Here is a 20,336-nt window from a genome sequence, read left to right as displayed (position 1 = left end):
GGGTCGGCCCGACCTGGCGGGCCGCCGGCGGGCCTCCCGGCCGGGTCAGGGCCTCCCGGCCGGGTCAGCGGGCGGTCGACTCGCCCGCGGTCCCGTGCTCGTCCGACTCGCGCTTCGCCTTGCGCGCGTTCCGCACGTAGGTCAGCGCGGCCGGGACGACCGTGACGACGACCGCTGCGAGCAGGATGACGTCGATGTAGTTGCGCACGAAGTGCGCGACCGGCGGGATGTAGCCGAGGACGTACCCGAGGAACGTCACCCCGGTGCCCCAGAGGAGCGCGCCGATCGCGTTGTACAGCGAGTACCGGCGGTAGGACATGCGGCCGACACCGGCGGCGATCGGCGCGAAGGTCCGGACGACCGGCACGAAGCGGGCCACGATGACCGCGAGTGCACCGAACCGGTCGAAGAACGCGTAGGTCCGGTCGACGTTCGACTTCGAGAACAGACCGCTCTCGCGTCGCTCGAAGATCGGGGGACCGACCTTACGACCGATGAAGTACCCGACCTCGCCACCGAGGAACGCGGCAGCGCCGACGCAGAGGGCGATGAGCCAGATCGGCAGGCCGCCGAGGTGCCCGTGCTGGTCGAACGCCGTGAGTCCGGCGATCACGAGCAGGGTGTCACCGGGGAAGATGAACCCGATGAGCAGGCCGGTCTCGGCGAAGATGATCGCGCACAGCACGAGGACCGCGATGGATCCGAAGTGGTGGAGGATGTAGGTCGGATCCAGCCACGGGATCAGGGCAAGTGCGACGGTCGTCATGACTCTCTTCCGGTCGTCGGGCGCTCGGCTGGCTGCGCAGCCAGCGGCGGCACGGCGGCTCGCGGGGCGGGCGCCCGCACCACGAGGGTAGCGGTTCCGCGGCCTCGACCAGTGGGACGGTCATGAGCCGGTCCACACGTCTGCTCGGTGCCGGCTCCGTGCGGGAGAAGGGACTCGAACCCTCACGCCTAGGGCACAGGAACCTAAATCCTGCGTGTCTGCCAGTTTCACCACTCCCGCCGGCACGGTCAGTGTAGCCAGCGGGTGCGGACAGGACCCGCGGTGCCGGTCAGCGCAGCGGGCGCGGGAGGTACCGCGGCACGTACCGGAGCAGCACGCCGACGCCGACGATGCCGAGCACGCCCATCACGCCGCTCGCGACGGCGATGGACGCGACCGCCGTGACGCCCGAGATGACGAGGGGTGCTGCCGCGCTGCCGAAGTCGCCCGTGAACCGCCACGCGCCGAGGAACGGCGCGGGCGCCGTGCGCGGCGCGAGGTCGGCGCCGAGGGTCATGAGGATGCCCGATCCGACGCCGTTCGCGAGCGACATCAGCATCGCGACCCCGACGAACCAGACCACCCGGGTGTCGAGGTGGTCGCTCCACGCCAGGAGGAAGTAGCACAGGCTCAGGCCCCCGAGGCACGGCAGCGCGCTCGCGAGCCGGCCGAACCGGTCCATGATCTGACCACTCGTGTAGAACAGCGCGAAGTCGATCGCGCCGGCGATCCCGATCACGAGCGCGGCGGTCGAGTCGTCCATGCCGACGCTCACCGCCCACAGCGGCAGGATCACCTGACGCCCCGCCCGCATCGCGCCGATGAGGCCCGCGCCGCTGCCCAACCGCAGGAGCACCGCGCGGTGTCGGCGGATCGTGCCGAACAGGCCCTCGGCGCCCTCTCGGGCGGCCTCACCGCCCGGGTCCGCGGACGCGGCAGCGGGACGTGCGGGCGACGGTCGGGAGGCCCGGGGCCGGATCCGGAGGCCGCGTGCGCCGTCGACCGGGTCGCGTACGACGAGGAGGACCCCGGCGGCCGCCAGACAACAGACGACGTGGATCCAGAACGCGCTCTGCGTCGAGCCGGTGACGTGCGTCAGGCCCGCGGACAGGAACGGACCGACGAAGTACCCGAAGCGGAACACACCGCCGAGGGTCGAGAGCGCCCGGGCCCGGATCGCGATCGGCACCGAGGTCGTCATGTACGCGTGCCGCGCGAGGGCGAACACCGCCGTCGAGACACCGACGAGGAACACCCCGACCGCGAGGACCACCGCGTTCGGCGACCAGACCGCCACGAGCAGACCCACGATGCTGACGAGCGCGGCGCCGATCATCGCGGTGCGCTCGCCGATCGCCGCGACGACCCAGCCGCTCGGGACGTCGCCGATGAGCTCTCCGACGAGGATGAGCGACGCGACGAACCCGGCGAACGCCAGCGTGGCGCCGAGGGAGTGCGCGGCGATCGGGATGATCGGGATGATCGCGCCCTCGCCGATGGCGAAGAGCGTCGCGGGCAGGAACGCGGACAACGCGACCGCGCGGAGGTCGAAGGTGGCGTCGCGCGAGCTCATGGCCCCTCCACGGTACGCCCGACGACGTACGCTTGAGGGATGAGGATGCTGGCAGCGATGAGTGGTGGCGTCGACTCGGCCGTGGCCGCGGCCCGGGCCGTCGACGCCGGACACGACGTCGTCGGGGTCCACCTCGCGCTGAGTCGCATGCCGGGGACGCTCCGGACGGGCAGCCGTGGCTGCTGCACCATCGAGGACTCGATGGACGCCCAGCGCGCGGCAGCCGCGATCGGGATCCCGTACTACGTGTGGGACTTCTCCGAGCGGTTCGCCGAGGACGTCGTCGACGACTTCGTCGCCGAGTACTCCGCCGGCCGCACTCCGAACCCGTGCATGCGGTGCAACGAGCGGATCAAGTTCGCGGCGCTGCTCGAGAAGGCCCTGGCGCTCGGGTTCGACGCCGTCGCCACCGGGCACTACGCCTCGATCGTCACGGGTGCGGACGGTTCCCGCGAACTCCACCGTGCCGCGGCCTGGGCGAAGGACCAGTCCTACGTGCTCGGGGTCCTGACGGCGGAGCAGCTCGCGCACGCGATGTTCCCGCTCGGCGCGACGCCGTCGAAGGCCGAGGTCCGGGCCGAGGCCGCAGCACGTGGCTTGACCGTCGCCCAGAAGCCCGACAGCCACGACATCTGCTTCATCCCGGACGGGGACACCCGTGGGTGGCTCGCGGACCGCGTCGGCACGGCGACCGGCGACATCGTCGAGCGCGACGGCACCGTGGTCGGCTCGCACGAGGGCGCCCACGCGTACACGGTCGGGCAGCGACGGGGGCTCGCCATCGGTCACCCCGCACCGGACGGGCGGCCGCGGTTCGTGCTCGAGGTGCGGCCGAAGGACAACACCGTCGTGGTCGGGCCGAAGGAGGCCCTGGCGATCGCGGAGCTCGCGGGTGCGCGCTTCACGTGGGCCGGTGCGGCCCCGGCCGACCCGACCCTCCCGTTCGACTGCGAGGTCCAGATCCGCGCCCACGCCGACCCCGTGCCGGCGGTGGCTCGGGTGACCGCCACGCCGACCGGTGGGACGGAACTCGTCGTCACGCCGGCGGAGCCGATCGTCGGCGTCGCCCCCGGGCAGACCGCCGTCGTGTACGTCGGCACGCGCGTCCTCGGGCAGTGCACGATCGACCGCACGGTCTCGGCGGTGCCTGCGGTCCGCTGAGGCGGCGTGTCTGGGCGTGACGGGGGCGTGGTCCGGCGCTGGCCGCGGGGCCGTCAGCGCGCGGAGCGCGCGGCCGTACCCGGCCGGCAGTCGGCGCGGGCTGTCCGGCCGTCTCCCGCCGTCGCGGCCCGCTGCGTTGGGAACTCAGGACCGTTGGTCGTGGGGCGGCGTCGGGTGGGCCTCCCGGCGGGATCGTCCTGCGTTGTCGACGGAGCTGACGAGCGGGGCAGCCGCTGCGGCCGGGAGGCCCGGTGCGGCACCGGCGGGCCGGCGCGGCCCGGCTTGTTCCGCCCTATTGGCAATTCAGGAACGAGGTTGTGTGGCGGGGCCGCGTGAGCCCTCCTGGCCGGCTTGTCCTGAGTTGTCGACGGGGCTGACGAGCGGGGCAGCCGCCGCGGCCGGGAGGCCCGGCGCGGCACCGGCGGGCCGGTGCCGCCGGGCGGGTGGCGGGGCGGCCAGGCCAGGCGCGGTCGCGGTCGCGGTCGGGTGGACCGCCGGCCCCGTCCCGTTGGCAACTCAGGAATGTCAGCTGTGTGGCGTGGTCGAGTGGGGCCTCCCGGCTGGGTCGTCCTGAGTTGTGGATGGGGCGGGAGGGGTGCGGTCGCGGCGGAGAATTCAGGAGGGTCGGTTGCGTGGCGGGGTGTGGGGGGCCTCCCGGGTTGCCTCGTCCTGAGTTGTCGACGGGGTCGGCGGCGTGGAGGGGCCGACGGATGGAGGGGCGACGAGCGCGGCAGGCGTCGCAGTCCGGGGACTCGACGCCGCCCGGAGGGAGGCCCCGCCGGGCGTCCCCGCGTCGGTGGCGACCGGTAGAACTGGACCATGAGCACCGAGCCCGCGGACGCCGCACCCGCCGTCGAGGAGACGTTCGAGACCATCGACGTCGGGGACCTCGACGGCCACCAGGCGCGTGAGGAGACCGACCGCCTCCGGACCCGGATCGGGGAGCTCCGGGACGCGTACTACGAGCAGAACGCCTCGACCGTCACGGACGCCGAGTACGACGCCATGGTCCGGCGTCTCGACGCGATCGAACAGCGGTTCCCCGAACTGCTGACGGCGGACAGCCCCACCCAGACGGTCGGCGGGCGGGCCGAGACGACGCAGTTCGCGCCCGTCGAGCACGCCGAGCGCATGCTGAGCCTCGACAACGTCTTCAGCCCGGAGGAACTGACCGAGTGGGCCGTCAAGGTGGAGCGTGACGCCGGTGCCGAGCGGGTCCGGTTCCTCACCGAGCTGAAGATCGACGGGCTCGCGATCAACCTCCGGTACGAACACGGCCGACTCGTCACGGCGGCGACCCGGGGCGACGGCGTGGTGGGCGAGGACGTCACCGGCAACGTCCTGACGATGGGCACCATCCCCGAGCGCCTCGCGGGGTCCGGACATCCACCGATCGTGGAGGTCCGAGGCGAGATCTTCTTCCCCGTCGCCGAGTTCGACGAGCTCAACGCGCGGCAGCGCGAGGCCGGCGAGCGCGTGTTCGCCAACCCGCGGAACGCAGCGGCCGGTTCGCTCCGTCAGAAGGAAGAGGGCAAGTCCCCGGCGAAGCGGGCGCTCATGGTCGACCGCCTCCGGCGGCTGCGGATGCTCGTGCACGGGATCGGCGCCTGGCCGGTCCGGGAGCTCGAGCGCGACACCGACGTGCGGGCGCAGTCCGAGGTCTACGACCTGCTCCGCGGCTGGGGTCTGCCGACGAGCACCCACTACCGGGTGTTCGACACGATCGACGAGGTCATCGGGTTCGTGCGGGACTACGGGGAGCGCCGCGCGAGCGTCGAGCACCAGATCGACGGCATCGTCGTCAAGGTCGACGACCTCGCGCTGCACGAGGAGCTCGGGGCGACCTCGCGCGCGCCGCGGTGGGCGACCGCCTACAAGTACCCGCCGGAAGAGGTCCACACGAAGCTGCTCGACATCGTCGTGAGTGTCGGACGCACCGGCCGTGCCACGCCGTTCGCCGCGATGGCGCCGGCCGAGGTCGCCGGGTCGGTGGTCCGGCAGGCGACGCTGCACAACCAGCAGGTGGTCAAGGCGAAGGGCGTCCTCATCGGGGACACCGTCGTGCTGCGGAAGGCCGGCGACGTCATCCCCGAGGTCCTCGGGCCCGTCGTCGAGCTCCGCGACGGCTCCGAACGCGAGTTCGTCATGCCGACGCGGTGCCCGGAGTGCGGCACGGAGCTCCGGCCGGCGAAGGAGGGCGACATCGACCTCCGTTGCCCGAACGCGCGGAGCTGCCCGGCGCAGGTCCGCGGTCGTGTGGAGCACATCGCATCGCGGGGTTCGCTCGACATCGAGGGGCTCGGCGAAGTCGCGGCGGCGGCGCTGACGCAGCCCCTGTTCCCCGAGACACCGCCGTTGGTGACCGAAGCGGGGCTGTTCGACCTGACGATGGAGGACATCGTCCCGATCGAGGTCATCGTGCGCGACGCCGAGACGGGCATGGTGCGACTCGAGGACGACACCGATGCCACCGGCCAGGCCGTGCCGAAGCGAGTGACGCCCTTCAGTCGCGCGCGCAAGAAGACCGATCCGCCGTTCGACCCGGAGGCTCGCGGAGCGGACTACCGGGGAGAGCCGGGGCGGTACCCGTCGAAGAACGCGTTCGAGATGCTGCGGAACATCGACGCGGCGAAGACGAAGCCGCTCTGGCGCATCCTCGTGGGGCTGAGCATCCGCCACGTGGGTCCGGTCGCGGCCCGAGCGCTCGCGTCACACTTCGGGTCCCTCGACGCCATCCGGTCGGCGTCGCGCGACGAGCTCGCGGCCGTGGACGGCGTCGGCGGGATCATCGCGGACGCGCTCCTCGAGTGGTTCGAGGTCGACTGGCACCGCGAGATCATCGAGCGCTGGACGGCGGCCGGCGTGCAGTTCACGACGCCCGACCACCCGGGCCCCGGCGGCGCGGCGGTGGAGGGCGGCGTGCTGTCCGGCATCACGGTGGTCGCGACGGGCTCGCTCGAGGGGTTCACGCGCGAGGGCGCCCAGGAGGCGATCATCGCCGCGGGCGGCAAGGCGGCGTCGAGCGTGAGCAAGAAGACCGACTTCGTGGCTGCTGGGCCCGGCGCCGGCTCGAAGCTGACGAAGGCGGAACAGCTCGGACTGCGGATCATCGACGCGGCCCAGTTCGCGGTGCTCGTGCGTGAGGGCCCCGCAGCGCTGGAGCCGGACGAGCGCTCCGTGGACGGCGACCAAGACGACGCCACGGCAGGCGACCCGGAGGACATCGCGGCGGCCGACGTCGCATCGACGACGGAGGAGAGCGCTCCGGCGACGGAGGAGAGCGCTCCGGCGACGGAGGCGACCCCGAGCGAGTGACGCAGCATCGGCGAAACCGATTCGGCGACGCCTGATCATCCGGACGCGTGATCGTCCGGAGCGAGAGCGACACAGGTCGCCCGGACCGGATGACGAGGACGTCCGTAGGATGGTGCGTGCATCACCCGTCGTCGACAGGGCGGCGACGGGCAGGCCTTCCCAGGGGAGACCGCTCTGCTGTTCCTCGTCGCAGCACTGCTCACCGCCTCGGTGCACTCACTCGGAGTGATCGAGGCCACGCCGCTGCCCGCGGCCGCGTCGAGCCCAGCTGCGGAGGTGGTCGTCGCGACGGCCCCGCGGGAGGCGGCGGCGCCGGACGCGACGGGCGTGCACCGGGCCTCCCGGGCGGAGCGGCTCGACGACCTGCACGGCCGTGCGCTGCTGACGGGACTGTCGTCGGCGTCGGACGCGACGCTGCGCCACGCCGCGCGCCTGGCGGGGCCGGTCATGCGAACGCTGCTCGACGCCCCGCCGGACGCCGGTGACGTCGCGCGGTGGTGGTCCGGACTCGGCCGGGAGGCCCGACACCGGTTGGTCACGTCCGCCCCGCAGGCGGTGGGGAACCTCGAGGGCGTCCCGTACCCGGTGCGTGACCGGGCGAACCGGCGGGTGCTGGGGGAGGACCTCCGGACCGCGCGTGCCCCGGACTCCGGGTCGGCGTCCCGCCTCCGGATGCTCGAGCAGGTGCGGACCGCGCTCGTACGGGGGCCGGAGGACCCGCCGAAGCAGCTCCTGACCCTCGATCCTCGGGGGTCCGGGCGGGCGGCGATCGCGATGGGCGACCTCACGACCGCTTCGGACGTGACGGTGATGGTGCCCGGGATGTTCTTCACCGTCTCCGGGCAGTTCGCCGACTGGACCGCGACGGGCGCGGACCTGTACCGCGAGCAGGCGACCCTGACACCCCTCGCTCGTGGTGGCCGGGGCGGTGTGGCGGTCGTCGCGTGGCTCGGCTACCGCACGCCGGACCTGACGAACGTGTTGTCGGTGGGACTGGCCCGGGCGGGGGCGGTGCGTCTGGAGCGGGTGGTGGAGGGCATCGACGCGACCAGGACGGCGGATCCGGTGCGGGTGTCCGTCGTCGCGCACTCGTACGGGTCGACGACCGCCCTGCTGGCCTTGTCGTCGGGGCGCATCCACGTCGACAGCCTGACCGTGCTCGGGTCGCCGGGCAGCGCGGTCACCCGCGCATCCGAGCTGGCCGTGCCTGCGGGGCAGGTGTTCGTCGGCGCCGCACACTGGGATCCGGTGGCGGGAACCGGGTACTTCGGCACCGATCCGGCGGCCCCCGGGTTCGGGTCGACCGTGCTCGACCTGCGCGGCGGGGTCGATCACCGTGAGGACGAGGAGGTGTTCCGGCGCCCGTACGGCCACAACGAGTACCTCGTGCCGGGGACGGCATCCATCCACGACGTCGCGCTCATCGCGGTCGGCCGCTCCGACCTCGTCACGGGCGCGGACCCGTCGGGGCGGACCGTCCTGACCGCGGAAGGTGCGGTCGCTGGCACCGCTGCGGACGGCAGCGGGAGCGGCGGTGGTGGTGGTGGCGGGCCGGAGTCCCCCGACCTGCTGCTCGTGCGTCCGCAGGACGTCCAGCTGCGCGAATGACCCGCTGGGCCTGAGCATCCACGCAGATTCGGGGCGAGTCGCAGCGGCCCGGGTACAGCGGTAGTCCGTACCGTCATCACATGCGTGTCGTCCGGTGGCCTGGAGCGTTCCTCCTCTTCGTCGTCATGGCGGTCGTGGCGGGCGTCCTCGTCGCCGTCGCGGTCACGCCGGGCGTCGCGCTCGCCGGGCAGGGGGTGTCGTCGGCGGCCGAGTTCTTCGAGGACCTGCCGAGCTACCTCGACATCTCGACGCCGCAGCAGGTCTCGACGATCTACGCCAAGAAGGGCGGCCAGGACGTCGCGATCGCGTCGTTCTTCGCGGAGAACCGCGTGATCGTCAAGGACTCGGCGATCGCCACCACGGTGAAGCAGGCCGCGATCGACACCGAGGACCCGCGGTTCGCCACCGAGGGCGGGATCGACGTCGTCGGCACGCTCCGTGGTGCGGCGTCGACCGCCCTCGGCAAGGACGTCCAGGGCGGGTCGTCGATCACCCAGCAGTACGTCAAGAACGTCCTCGTCCAGCAGTGCGAGCAGCTCGGGACGCAGTCGAAGATCGACTCCTGCTACCAGCACGTCACCGAGGTGTCCCCGCAGCGGAAGCTGCAGGAGATGCGGTACGCGATCGCCGTGAACAAGAAGTACTCGAAGTCGCAGATCCTCACCGGGTACCTCAACATCGTCGGGCTCGGCGGTCGTGTGTACGGCGTGGAGGCCGGTGCCGAGTACTACTTCGGGGTCACGGCCGCGCAGTTGAACCTGGAGCAGTCGGCGACGCTCGTCGCGATCCTCAACAACCCGGCGAACCTCCGGATCGACGAGCCGGCCGACACGGACAACGGCTCGGCGAACGGGTACGCGCTCACCAAGGCGCGCCGCGACTACGTGCTCAAGCGCATGTACGTGCACCACGACATCACGAAGCAGCAGCGCGACGCGGCGATCGCGGCCCCGATCACGCCGAAGATCACCGCGACGACGAACGGGTGCGCCGCGGCGGTCCAGTACGACGCCGGGTACTTCTGCGACTACGTGCGGAACGTCGTGCTCCACGACAGCGCCTTCGGCACCACCGAGGCCGACCGGATCACCACCCTCGACACCAAGGGCCTGAAGATCTACACGTCGCTCGACCTGGATCTGCAGGCGACGGCGCAGTCCGCGCTCTCGACCTACGTGCCGTCGACGATGACCTACGTCCACATCGGTGGTTCGAACGTCACCATCCAGCCCGGGACGGGTCGCGTGCTGTCGATGGTGCAGAACACGAGCTTCAACCAGTCGGATGCGGCGCCTCCGGGCTCGACCTCGGTGAACTACAGCACCGACCAGGCGTACGGCGGTTCCACCGGGTTCCAGACGGGCTCCACGTTCAAGGTGTTCACGCTCGCCGAGTGGCTCGCGTCCGGGCACACCTTGAACCAGTACGTGAACACGACGGAGCACACCTACCCGACCGCGGAGTTCACGAACACGTGCGAGAACATCGCGGGTGCCCCCTGGTCCGTCGCGAACGCCGAGGCGGTCCCGGCGTCGATGAGCGTCATGCTCGCGACGGCGGAGTCGATCAACACCGCGTTCGCCGCGATGGGCAAGCAGCTCGACCTGTGCCAGATCGCGAAGCTCGCCGAGGCGATGGGCATCCACAAGGCGAACGGTGCGAGCGGCCTGTTCGAGGGGCCGTCGATGATCCTCGGCGTCAACGAGCTCTCGCCGCTCACCCTGGCGAGCGCCTACGCCGGGTTCGCGAACGGCGGGGTGTTCTGCACGCCGGTCGCGATCGACAAGGTGACGCAGGCGAACGGCAAGTCGATCGCGCCGACCCCGACGACGTGCACGCGCGGTGTCTCCGCGCAGGTCGCCGCCACGGTCGACTACGCGTTGCAGGGCGTCCTGCAGGGCAGCGGCACCGCGGCCTCGGCGAACCCCGGCGACAGCACCCCGAAGTTCGCCAAGACCGGCACGACCGACGCCGACGTGCAGAACTGGCTCGTCACCTCGACGACGAAGTACACGAACGCGACCTGGATCGGCAACGTGAAGGGGGCGGTCGGGCTCGCGAACGTCCCGATGCTCGCCGGGACCACCGGCTACAGCGCCAAGTTCGGCGTCGGTCGGACCATGATGACGACGCTCGACCAGAAGTACGGCGGCGATGCCCTGCCGACGCCCGACCCCACGATGGTCGGGTCGACCTCCGCGAAGTCGACCGCCCGGTCCGGCTCGTCCTCCACCACGGCGACGATCCCGGCCCCGTCCACCGGCAAGTGACCCGGCGGCCCGGTCGGCGGACGCCGCCGCTCTAGACTGGTCGGCATCCCACGAACCGATCGACGGAGCACCATGCCTGACATCACGAGCGAGCAGGTCGCGCATCTGGCGCACCTCGCACGCATCGCACTCACGCCGGACGAGATCAGCCGCCTGACCGGGGAGCTCTCGCAGATCGTCGAGAGCGTCGCCAAGGTGAGCGAGGTCGCGACGCCGGACGTGCCCGCGACCAGTCACCCGATCCCGCTGCAGAACGTGTTCCGACCGGACGAGGTCGGCCAGACGCTGACGCAGGAGCAGGCCCTCGCCGGTGCGCCCGACTCCGACGGCTCCCGGTTCCGGGTCACCGCGATCCTGGGAGAGGAACAGTGAGCGCCGAGATCACCGGGATGACCGCGGCGGCGCTCGCCGACGCGCTCGTCGCCCGTGACCTGTCGAGCGTCGAGGTCACCCAGGCCCACCTGGACCGCATCGCCGCCGTCGACACCGACGTGCACGCGTTCCTCCACGTCAACGAGTCCGCGCTCGCCGTGGCCCAGGCCGTGGACGCTCGACGCGCCGCGGGTGACGCCCTCGGCCCGCTCGCCGGGGTGCCCGTCGCCATCAAGGACGTCCTCTGCACGCAGGACATGCCCACGACCTCCGGCTCGCGGATCCTCGAAGGCTGGGTGCCGCCGTACGACGCCACGGTCGTCGCCCGGCTCCGCCAGGCGGGCATGGTCCCGCTCGGCAAGACCAACATGGACGAGTTCGCCATGGGATCGTCGACCGAGTTCTCGGCGTACGGTCCCACGCGCAACCCGTGGGACCTCGACCGCATCCCGGGAGGCTCGGGGGGCGGCTCCGCAGCGGCCGTCGCCGCGTACGAGGCACCGGTCGCGCTCGGCAGCGACACGGGTGGATCGATCCGCCAGCCGGGTGCGGTGACCGGAACGGTCGGTGTCAAGCCGACGTACGGCGGCGTGAGCCGCTACGGTGCGATCGCGCTCGCGTCCTCACTGGACCAGGTGGGGCCCGTGTCACGGACGGTGCTCGACGCCGCGCTCGTGCACGACGTCATCGGCGGACACGACCCGCGCGACTCGACGTCCCTCACCGACGCCTGGCCGTCCTTCGCGGACGCCGCTCGCTCCGGTCTCCAGGACGGCACCCTGGCCGGGGTCCGGATCGGCGTCGTGAAGGAGCTCGGTGGCGACGGCTTCCAGGCCGGCGTCACGCAGCGCTTCACCGAGACCGTCGCCCTGCTCGAGTCGGCAGGGGCCACGGTGGTCGAGATCGACGCGCCGAGCTTCGCGTACGCGATCAGCGCGTACTACCTGATCCTCCCGGCCGAGGCCTCGTCGAACCTCGCCAAGTTCGACTCGGTCCGGTTCGGCATGCGCGTCACGCCCGCGGCCGGTGGCACGGTCGAGGACGTCATGGCGGCGACGCGCGAGGCCGGCTTCGGTCCGGAGGTCAAGCGCCGCATCATCCTCGGCACGTACGCCCTGAGCGCCGGCTACTACGACGCGTACTACGGCAGCGCGCAGAAGGTCCGCACGCTCGTGCAGCGTGACTTCGACCGCGCCTTCGAACAGGTCGACCTGCTCGCCAGCCCCAGTGCGCCCACCACGGCGTTCCCCCTCGGCGAGAAGATCGACGACCCGCTCGCGATGTACCTCAACGACCTCACGACGATCCCCGCGAACCTCGCCGGGATCCCGGGCATGAGCATCCCCATGGGGTTGGCACCCGAGGACGGCCTGCCCACGGGCGTGCAGCTCATGGCACCCGCGCGTCAGGACGCCCGCCTCTACCGGTACGGCGCTGCGCTCGAGCGTCTGCTCGAGGACTCGTGGGGGCGCACCCTCATCTCGCAGGTCCCCGACCTCGACGAGACTCAGCAGTCGGCAGCGGAAGAAGGCGTGATCTGATGGCCAAGGACGCACTCATGGACTTCGACGAGGCGATCGAGCGCTTCGAGCCCGTGCTCGGGTTCGAGGTCCACGTCGAGCTCGCGACGAAGACCAAGATGTTCTCCGACGCGCCGAACTTCTTCGGCGGCGAGCCGAACACCAACATCACGCCGGTCGACCTCGGGCTGCCCGGGTCGCTCCCGGTCGTGAACGAGCAGGCGATCCGCTACTCGATCAGCCTCGGTCTGGCGCTCGGCTGCTCGATCGCCGAGTCCTCGCGCTTCGCCCGGAAGAACTACTTCTACCCGGACCTGGCGAAGAACTACCAGATCTCCCAGTACGACGAGCCCATCGCGTTCGACGGGTCGGTCGAGGTCGAGCTCGCCGACGGCACCATGTTCACGGTGCCGATCGAGCGTGCCCACATGGAAGAGGACGCCGGCAAGCTGACGCACGTCGGTGGAGCCACGGGCCGCATCCAGGGCGCCGAGTACTCCCTGGTCGACTACAACCGAGCGGGCGTGCCGCTCGTCGAGATCGTCACGCGTCCCATCTTCGGGGCGGAGCACCGCGCGCCCGAGCTCGGTGCCGCCTACGTGCAGACCATCCGCGACGTCGTCCGGGCGCTCGGGGTGTCCGAGGCGCGGATGGAGCGCGGGAACCTGCGGTGCGACGCGAACGTGTCGCTGCGCCCCCGCGGGCAGGAGCGCCTGGGGACGCGCACCGAGACGAAGAACGTCAACTCGTTCCGCGCGGTCGAGCGTGCGGTGCGCTACGAGATCCAGCGGCAGGCCGCGATCCTCGCCAACGGCGGGACGATCACGCAAGAGACCCGTCACTGGCACGAGGACACCGGCCGTACCTCGGCGGGGCGTCCGAAGTCCGACGCCGACGACTACCGCTACTTCCCCGAGCCCGATCTGCTGCCCGTGGTGCCCGCGCCCGAGCTCATCGAGGAACTCCGCGCGGCCCTTCCGGAAGCCCCGGCGGCGCGCCGTCGTCGTCTCAAGGCCGAATGGGGGTTCGCGGACCTGGAGTTCCAGGACGTCGTGAACGGCGGTCTGCTCGTCGAGGTCGAGGAGACCGTCGCCGCCGGCGCGCAACCGCAGTCCGCCCGGAAGTGGTGGACGGGCGAGATCAGCCGCATCGCCAACGCCCAGGACGCCGCTCCGGCCGATCTCGTGTCGCCCACACAGGTGGCCGAGCTCATCGCGCTCGTCGACACCGGGGACCTCACGGACCGGCTCGCCCGTCAGGTGCTCGAGGGCGTCATCGCCGGCGAGGGGTCGCCGGCCGAGGTCGTCGAGTCCCGCGGCCTGAAGGTCGTGTCGGACGACACCGCGCTCATCGCCGCGATCGACCAGGCGCTCGGTGCCCAGCCGGACGTCCTGGGCAAGATCCGCGACGGCAAGGTGCAGGCCGCCGGTGCGATCATCGGCGCCGTCATGAAGGCGATGAAGGGTCAGGCGGACGCCGCCCGTGTCCGTGAGCTGGTGTTGGAGCGCGCGCAGGCCTGACCTCGCGCTGCCCGGCGGTACGGCCGAGATCGTCGTCCCGCCGCCACGAGGCGTGACCCCGTGGTCGGTCCCGATCCGACGCTCCCGGATCGCATGGCGACCACGGGGTGCATCGTGCCTGGGCGGCGCGCGGGGGCCGGTGGCAGGATGAATCGTGCCCGCAATCATCCGCGCCGTCGGTACGGCCGTCCCGCCCACCACCCTCGACCAGCGGGCGGTGCAGGGGCTGTTCGCGGCGCAGCCGGCGTTGAGTCGGCTCGGACAGCGCATCGTCGGGGCTGCGTTCGGTGCCTCGGCGGTCGACCAGCGGCACACCGTGCTCTCCGAACTCCTCCACGAGGGCGCGAGCGACTTCGTCGATGAGCACGGCGTCATCCGCTCACCGTCGACCCGGTTCCGCAACGACCGCTACCGCGAGACCGCGCTCCCGTTGTTCGTCGCCGCTGCCGCCGACGCGCTCTCGAAGGCGGACATCGCGGCCGACCAGGTCACCCACGTCGTCACGGTGTCCTGCACGGGGTTCACGCAGCCGGGCCCGGACCTCGCCGTGGCGACGGAACTCGGCATGCGACCGGGGGTGTTCCGCCACCACATCGGGTTCATGGGCTGCTACGCCGCGTTCCCGGCACTCCGGACCGCGGCGGCGTTCTGCGCCGAGGACCCCGACGCCGTCGTGCTCGTCGTGTGCGCGGAGCTGTGCACCCTGCACATCCGGGCCTCCGACGACCCGGACCAGATCGTCGCCAACAGCGTGTTCGGTGACGGAGCGGCCGCGGCGGTCGTGACACCGGACCTCCCGGACGCGCGGTTCACCGCGGAGCCGGACCCCGACGCGCCCCTGGCCCTGCGGCTCGACGCGTTCGCGTCGTCGGTGATCCCGGAGGGAGCCGGCGACATGGCGTGGAACATCGGCGACGAGGGCTTCGAGATGGTGTTGTCCTCGGCCGTACCCCACCTCATCGAGCAGCACGTGGCAGAGGCCGTGGCGCCGGTCCTCGCGGCGATCGAGTGTGACGACGCGACGTCGGTACCGCTCTGGGCGGTGCATCCGGGCGGCCGGGCCATCCTCGACCGGGTCGAGGACGAACTGCAGCTGCCCGCGATGGCGATCGACGCCTCCCGTCGCGTGCTGGCCGAGCACGGGAACATGTCGAGCGGCACCGTCTTGTTCGTGCTCGACCGCATCCTGCAGGACGGGGCGGAGCCCGGCAGCCGCGTCGTCGCCCTCGCGTTCGGCCCGGGACTGACGGTGGAGACGGCAGCGCTCGAGGTCGTGCGAGCGTGAACGCGGCGGTCGGGACACGCCCGGATCTGCAGCATCGGCGGGGCGCGCGCGTCTTCGGCGAGCCTCTGCGTCCGGACCTCAGCGTCCGAGCGACGGACCTCGCCGAGGTCATGGACGACCCCGCATGCGACCCTCGTGCCCTCGACCGGACCTTCCGGCGCTTCGCGATCGTCAATCCGCTCGTCGGCGGATGGCGCGGGGTCTGGCGGCGGTTCGTGCGGCCGGTCCTCCCGGTCGAGCGGCCCGCGCGCGTGCTCGACCTCGGATGCGGCGGCGGCGACGTGGCGCGCTCGATCGCGAGGTGGGCGCACGCCTCCGGACATCGCGTCGAGGTCGTCGGCATCGACCCCGACCCCCGGGCGATCCGGGCGGCGGAGCGGACGACCACCGACGGCGTGGTCTTCCGGCGGGCGTCGAGCGAGGACCTCGTCGCGGCGGGGGAGCGGTTCGACGTGGTGGTGTCGAACCACGTCCTGCACCACCTCGACGATGCGGCACGGGCGGCGTTCCTCGCGGACTCGGCGACGCTCGCGACGCGCCGGGTCGTGCACAGCGACATCCGACGCTCGGCGGCCGCCTACCGCGCGTACGCGCTCGGGGTCGTACCGGTGGCCGCCGGGACCTTCGTCCGCGTCGACGGGCTGCGCTCGATCCGTCGGAGCTACACCGCGGGCGAGTTGCGCGGCGTCCTACCCGAGGGGACGCCGTGGCACGTGGTCGAAGCGGCACCCCATCGCCTGCTCGCCGTGCACGACGCCTGAGCGCGACGAGCGACGAGCGACGAGCGCGACGAGCGCGACGAGCGACGAGCGCGACGAGCGGCGGAACGCGATGAGCGCGGCGTCGGCGTCACCGCCGCGTCGCGTGGGCCGGGCGGCGGACCACCGCCCGCGCTCCCGGCCCTCGCACCGCCGCTACGGGCGGAGCAGCACCTTGACGGCGCGGCGCTCGTCCATCGCCGCGTAGGCCTCGGCGGCCTCCTCGAGGGGCAGTTCCAGGTCGAACACGCGCCCCGGGTCGACGGCGCGTGAGAGCACGTCGGGCAGCAGCTCCGGCAGGTAGGCGCGCACCGGGGCGACCCCACCGGCGACGGTGATGTTCTTGCCGAACAGGAACGACATCGGGAGCTCCGGGCCACCCGCCGGCACGCCGACGTACCCGACGGCGCCGCCGGGCCGCACCACGCGCAGCGCCTGGTCCATGCTCTCCTTGGTGCCCACGGCCTCCAGGGCGCAGTCGGCGAGCTCGCCGCCGAGCAGGGCGCGGACCTCGTCGATGCCCTCGTCACCGCGGGTGGCGACGATGTCGGTCGCACCGAACTCGCGCGCGATTCGCTGGCGGTCCTCGTGGCGGCTCATCGCGATGATGCGGTCGGCGCCGAGCCGGGCGGCCGCGAGCACGGCGCACAGGCCGACCGCGCCGTCGCCCACCACCACGACCGTCTTGCCGGGGCCGACCCCAGCGGAGACCGCGGCGTGGTGCCCGGTCGAGAAGACGTCCGAGAGGGTGAGGAGCGAGGGCACGAGCGCGTCGTCGACGGGGCCGGGGACGACCACGAGGGTCGCCTCCGCGTCGGGGACCCGCACGATCTCGGCCTGGGCGCCACCCATCGGATGGCCGTAGGGGTCCTGCTTGCCGCCGAACACCGAACCGTGTTCGCAGCTCGACGTGATGCCGTGGCGGCACGCCTGGCAGGTCCCGTCGTTCGTCGTGAACGGCGCGATGACGAAGTCTCCGGGTGCGATGGTGGTGACCGCGTCCCCGACCTCGGTGACGGTGCCCACGAACTCGTGGCCGATCGCGTGCGGCTCGACCGGGCGGACGCCGCGGTACGGCCACAGGTCGGAGCCGCAGACGCACGCGGCGACGACCCGGACGACGACGTCGCCCGGCTCGATGATGGTGGGGTCGTCGCGGTCCTCGACGCGGATGTCGCGGGCGGCGTGGATGACGGTGGCACGCATGGGGTGGCCTCTCGGGGTGGGGTGGATGCTCCCGGCACCACGACGCACCGCGCCGCCGGGCCGGGGAGGGGATGCCTCGACGTTACCCTCGGCGGGTGCAATCGGGATCCGGCGACGACCGCTACGGCTCCGACGTGCTCGCCGGGGACTGGCGAGCACAGGGACGGAAGACGGTGCGGGAGGTCCCGCTCGAACGGGACATGGTGCTCGAGGACCCCGCGTCGGGGTGGGCCGGCGCGGTCGTCCGGCTCGAGGCCGGTCTCGTCGAGCTCGAGGACTGGAAGGGGCGCACGCGCTCGTTCCCCGCGACGGGGCAGTTCCTGCTCGAGGGGGAGCTCGTGCGGCTCGGGCGTCCCGCCGCGCCGATCGGCGGGCGCGCCGCGAACCGGCCGGGAGGCGCGGCGCCCGGCATCGGGACCGCCGACGGTCGGGCGCGCACCGCCTCCGGCAGCTTCGCGGTGGGACCACAGCGGGCGCGGGTCGCCCTGCCCTCCCGGATCATGGTGGAGGGCCGCCACGACGCGGAACTCGTCGAGAAGGTGTGGGGGGCGGACCTCCGGATCGAGGGTGTCGTCGTCGAGTACCTGTCGGGGGTGGACAACCTCGCCGACGTCCTCGAGGAGTTCCGGCCCGAGCGTGGACGCCGCGTCGGGGTCCTCGTCGACCACCTCGTGCCCGGGTCGAAGGAGTCTCGGTTCGCCGACGCCGTGATGCGGGGCAAGTGGGGTCGGCACGTCCTCGTGGTGGGGCACCCCTACGTGGACGTGTGGCAGTCGGTGAAGCCGGCGCGACTCGGACTGCGCGAGTGGCCGACGATCCCGCGGTCGATCGAGTGGAAGCACGGCATCTGCGACGCGCTCGGGTGGCCCCACGAGTCCCAGGCGGACATCGCGCACGCGTGGCAGCGGATCCTCGGGCAGGTGCGGACGTACGCCGACCTGGAGCCGGCGTTGCTCGGCCGGGTCGAGGAGTTGATCGACTTCGTCACCGAAGCAGCTTGATCCTGCGGGCTCGCAGGCTCGCGCTGTGATCCTGCACAGAGATGGGTTCTGCACCGTTCGGTGCGGGGCGGGGGCGCACCGGGCCTCCCGACCGTACCCTTGAGGGGTGGACGGGATCGACGGGCGCGTGCGGACCGCGGTCGACGTCTGGCTCCGCTGGTTGCCGCGGTGGCAGATCGGGTCGGCCCGGCCACGGACGCGCATCTGCCGGCGCTGCGTGGGGTCCCCGATCGCGACCGCGGCGGGGTTCGGTCCGGACGTGCCGCACCCGGTCCAGCACGCGCTGATCGGTCGGGTCTCGACCATCATCGACGACGCCGTGGACGACTACACGGCCAAGAACCTGCCGCTGCTCAAGCGTGAACTCGACCGCTCCGACGCACGGAAGCGGTCCGCGGGGTACCAGCCGGCCGACGGACTGTCGCCGGAGTTCCAGGGTCTCGACGTCGACCCGGAGCCCGAGCCCGGCTCGCCGTTCCTGTTCACGCTCGCCGAACTCACCGGCACCGGAGCCCAGGCGACGTCGCCACGGGAACCGCTGTCGGACGAGGCCAAGGCCGCGCTGCACCACGAGATCGCGCTGTCGGACGAGTGCGCTCGGGCCACCGGGACGGCGGTGTGCCTCGCGCTCGTGGAACACCGCGACCGCATCGCCGAGGCCATCGAGCGCCTGGTGGAACCGCAGATCGAGGCCCTGGTGTCCGACATGTTCCGCGGGCTCGACGTACCGGGCACGCCCCCGCGCGGCGGCCTGTTCTGATCGTGGCTGTCATCGGGCCGGCACGGATCGGGGTGCCGACCGCCGCTCGGTGTTGGTGCACGAGTCGGTGCGCGACAATGGCTTCGTGACCACACGCACCTTCGGCTGGCTCGCGGCCGTGATCGACGTCGTCCTCGTCGTCGTCTTCGCGCTCATCGGACGGCTCTCGCACGGCGAGGGGGCCACACCCGTGACGCTGTGGATCACGGCCTACCCGTTCCTCGCGGGCTGGGCGATCGCCTACGTCACGAGCGGGGCGTGGTCCCGGCCGCTGGCGCTGTGGCCGACCGGTGTCGTGGCCTGGATCCTCACCGTGCTCGTCGGCATGGCGATCCGGGTCACCGCGGGGCAGGGCGTCGAGCACGGGAATCCGTTGCCCGTGTCGTTCTTCATCGTGGCCAGTGTGGTCCTCGGGGTGTTCCTGCTCGGCTGGCGCGCGATCGTCAGGCCGATCGTGCGGCGGGGCGAGCGCCGTGGCGTGGCCGTCGCGCACGCCTGAGCGGCGATTCACGGCGCGTCGGCGGCGGCTCGCAGCGTGAGATGTCCGCGGTGCGGTGCGGTGCGGCGCGGCGCGGCGGTCCGCCCGCCGGCGCCCGATGACCAGCGGCGCCGCGCGCCGCACCAGCGGCGACCGCTGACCAGCGGCGCCCCGAAGCAGCGGCGCCCCGAAGCAGCGGCGCCCAGAACCAGCGCGGTGACGAGTGACCAGCGGTGACAATTCAGGAGTCCTGGTGCGTGGTGGGGGTGTGCCGTGCCTCCCGGCTCGGTGTTCCTGCGTTGTCGACCGGTGGGGTCTGACGCGGAGCGAGGTGGACTCCGTGCGCGAGGCGCGAGTTGCAGGCGCGGCGCGGTTTCCGCCGCGAGGTTCTGGGCCGGGGCTGAGACTCGCGGCTGTGCGGCCGTGGCGGCGGAGGTGGGGCGTCCAGGGCGGGGGTGACAATTCAGGAGTCCTGGTGCGCGGCGGGGGTGTGCCGTGCCTCCCGGCTCGGTGTTCCTGCGTTGTTGACCGGTGGGGTCTGACGCGGGGCGAGGTGGACTCCGTGCGCGAGGCGCGAGTTGCAGGCGAGGCGCGGTTTCCGCCGCGAGGTTCTGGGCCGGGGCTGGGATTCGCGGCTGTGCGGCCGTGGCGGCGGAGGTGGGGCGTCCAGGGCGGGGGTGACGATTCAGGAGTCCTGGTGCGCGGCGGGGGTGTGCCGTGCCTCCCGGCTCGGTGTTCCTGCG

15 protein-coding genes and 1 tRNA gene are annotated in these 20,336 nt (G+C 72.3%); 12 read left to right on the top strand and 4 right to left on the bottom strand.

From position 1 onward, the window contains the following. Window positions 1-64: 64 nt before the first annotated feature. The 3 genes from DEI86_RS10795 to DEI86_RS10785 form a co-directional block, all read right to left on the bottom strand. Window positions 65-766, bottom strand: coding sequence for a DedA family protein (locus tag DEI86_RS10795; protein WP_111011582.1), 702 nt, complete (start codon window positions 764-766; stop codon window positions 65-67). Between the two features lie 159 nt (window positions 767-925). Beyond that, window positions 926-1,006: transfer RNA gene (locus DEI86_RS10790), tRNA-Leu, on the bottom strand. Window positions 1,007-1,055: 49 nt separating this feature from the next. Then, window positions 1,056-2,339: an MFS transporter gene (locus tag DEI86_RS10785; protein ID WP_111011581.1), complete on the bottom strand. Its 1,284-nt coding sequence runs from the start codon at window positions 2,337-2,339 to the stop codon at window positions 1,056-1,058. A gap of 39 nt (window positions 2,340-2,378) precedes the next feature. On the opposite strand from DEI86_RS10785, the gene mnmA reads away from it, so the two are divergent. From mnmA to DEI86_RS10740, 9 genes are all read left to right on the top strand, one after another. Continuing rightward, window positions 2,379-3,500: a tRNA 2-thiouridine(34) synthase MnmA gene (gene mnmA, locus DEI86_RS10780; RefSeq protein ID WP_111049527.1), complete on the top strand. Its 1,122-nt coding sequence runs from the start codon at window positions 2,379-2,381 to the stop codon at window positions 3,498-3,500. Between the two features lie 819 nt (window positions 3,501-4,319). Then, entirely contained in the window at window positions 4,320-6,815 is a 2,496-nt protein-coding gene (ligA, locus tag DEI86_RS10775) for an NAD-dependent DNA ligase LigA (RefSeq protein WP_111049526.1), read from the top strand. 210 nt (window positions 6,816-7,025) lie between these two features. After that, entirely contained in the window at window positions 7,026-8,423 is a 1,398-nt protein-coding gene (locus DEI86_RS10770) for an alpha/beta hydrolase (RefSeq protein ID WP_146244905.1), read from the top strand. Window positions 8,424-8,503: 80 nt separating this feature from the next. Then, window positions 8,504-10,693, top strand: a complete 2,190-nt coding sequence (locus tag DEI86_RS10765) for a transglycosylase domain-containing protein (protein ID WP_111013617.1) — start codon at window positions 8,504-8,506, stop codon at window positions 10,691-10,693. A 72-nt stretch (window positions 10,694-10,765) separates the two neighbouring features. After that, window positions 10,766-11,065, top strand: a complete 300-nt coding sequence (gatC, locus tag DEI86_RS10760) for an Asp-tRNA(Asn)/Glu-tRNA(Gln) amidotransferase subunit GatC (protein WP_111037563.1) — start codon at window positions 10,766-10,768, stop codon at window positions 11,063-11,065. Between the two features lie 17 nt (window positions 11,066-11,082). Continuing rightward, the gene (gene gatA / locus DEI86_RS10755) at window positions 11,083-12,606 is read left to right on the top strand and encodes an Asp-tRNA(Asn)/Glu-tRNA(Gln) amidotransferase subunit GatA (RefSeq protein WP_111049587.1); all 1,524 of its coding nucleotides are present in this window, start codon (window positions 11,083-11,085) and stop codon (window positions 12,604-12,606) included. Continuing rightward, on the top strand, window positions 12,606-14,105 hold the full coding sequence (gene gatB / locus DEI86_RS10750; RefSeq protein WP_111013616.1) for an Asp-tRNA(Asn)/Glu-tRNA(Gln) amidotransferase subunit GatB: 1,500 nt from the start codon (window positions 12,606-12,608) through the stop codon (window positions 14,103-14,105). The genes gatA and gatB overlap by 1 nt, the downstream gene beginning before the upstream one ends. A gap of 154 nt (window positions 14,106-14,259) precedes the next feature. After that, window positions 14,260-15,390, top strand: coding sequence for a type III polyketide synthase (locus DEI86_RS10745; protein ID WP_111011574.1), 1,131 nt, complete (start codon window positions 14,260-14,262; stop codon window positions 15,388-15,390). Between the two features lie 26 nt (window positions 15,391-15,416). After that, window positions 15,417-16,151 (top strand): methyltransferase domain-containing protein, encoded by a 735-nt coding sequence (locus tag DEI86_RS10740; protein WP_309146559.1) that lies wholly within the window; start codon window positions 15,417-15,419, stop codon window positions 16,149-16,151. Between the two features lie 153 nt (window positions 16,152-16,304). On the opposite strand, the gene DEI86_RS10735 is transcribed toward DEI86_RS10740, so the two are convergent. Further along, window positions 16,305-17,354: a zinc-binding dehydrogenase gene (locus DEI86_RS10735; protein WP_111049524.1), complete on the bottom strand. Its 1,050-nt coding sequence runs from the start codon at window positions 17,352-17,354 to the stop codon at window positions 16,305-16,307. A 95-nt stretch (window positions 17,355-17,449) separates the two neighbouring features. On the opposite strand from DEI86_RS10735, the gene DEI86_RS10730 reads away from it, so the two are divergent. The 3 genes from DEI86_RS10730 (at window position 17,450) to DEI86_RS10720 (ending at window position 19,614) form a co-directional block, all read left to right on the top strand. Continuing rightward, a complete protein-coding gene (locus DEI86_RS10730) occupies window positions 17,450-18,355 on the top strand; it encodes a DUF3097 domain-containing protein (protein WP_258370181.1) in 906 nt (301 codons plus the stop codon). Between the two features lie 106 nt (window positions 18,356-18,461). Then, the gene (locus tag DEI86_RS10725) at window positions 18,462-19,115 is read left to right on the top strand and encodes a spermidine/putrescine ABC transporter substrate-binding protein (RefSeq protein WP_181435257.1); all 654 of its coding nucleotides are present in this window, start codon (window positions 18,462-18,464) and stop codon (window positions 19,113-19,115) included. Window positions 19,116-19,200: 85 nt separating this feature from the next. Then, window positions 19,201-19,614 (top strand): DUF3054 domain-containing protein, encoded by a 414-nt coding sequence (locus DEI86_RS10720; protein WP_111049585.1) that lies wholly within the window; start codon window positions 19,201-19,203, stop codon window positions 19,612-19,614. The last annotated feature ends 722 nt before the right edge of the window (window positions 19,615-20,336 follow it).

This window comes from Curtobacterium sp. MCBD17_028, from assembly GCF_003234875.1.
Lineage (GTDB): Bacteria > Actinomycetota > Actinomycetes > Actinomycetales > Microbacteriaceae > Curtobacterium.
The sequence above is the reverse complement of the archived record's forward strand: the minus strand, read 5'-3'. Positions and strand labels throughout refer to the sequence as shown.

What these genes read in the sequence shown, in the direction of transcription:
- DEI86_RS10795 (WP_111011582.1), bottom strand. Translation starts at nt 766, where the DNA reads ATGACGACCGTCGCACTTGCCCTGATCCCGTGGCTGGATCCGACCTAC.
- DEI86_RS10785 (WP_111011581.1), bottom strand. Translation starts at nt 2,339, where the DNA reads ATGAGCTCGCGCGACGCCACCTTCGACCTCCGCGCGGTCGCGTTGTCC.
- mnmA (WP_111049527.1), top strand. Translation starts at nt 2,379, where the DNA reads ATGAGGATGCTGGCAGCGATGAGTGGTGGCGTCGACTCGGCCGTGGCC.
- ligA (WP_111049526.1), top strand. Translation starts at nt 4,320, where the DNA reads ATGAGCACCGAGCCCGCGGACGCCGCACCCGCCGTCGAGGAGACGTTC.
- DEI86_RS10765 (WP_111013617.1), top strand. Translation starts at nt 8,504, where the DNA reads ATGCGTGTCGTCCGGTGGCCTGGAGCGTTCCTCCTCTTCGTCGTCATG.
- gatC (WP_111037563.1), top strand. Translation starts at nt 10,766, where the DNA reads ATGCCTGACATCACGAGCGAGCAGGTCGCGCATCTGGCGCACCTCGCA.
- gatA (WP_111049587.1), top strand. Translation starts at nt 11,083, where the DNA reads ATGACCGCGGCGGCGCTCGCCGACGCGCTCGTCGCCCGTGACCTGTCG.
- gatB (WP_111013616.1), top strand. Translation starts at nt 12,606, where the DNA reads ATGGCCAAGGACGCACTCATGGACTTCGACGAGGCGATCGAGCGCTTC.
- DEI86_RS10735 (WP_111049524.1), bottom strand. Translation starts at nt 17,354, where the DNA reads ATGCGTGCCACCGTCATCCACGCCGCCCGCGACATCCGCGTCGAGGAC.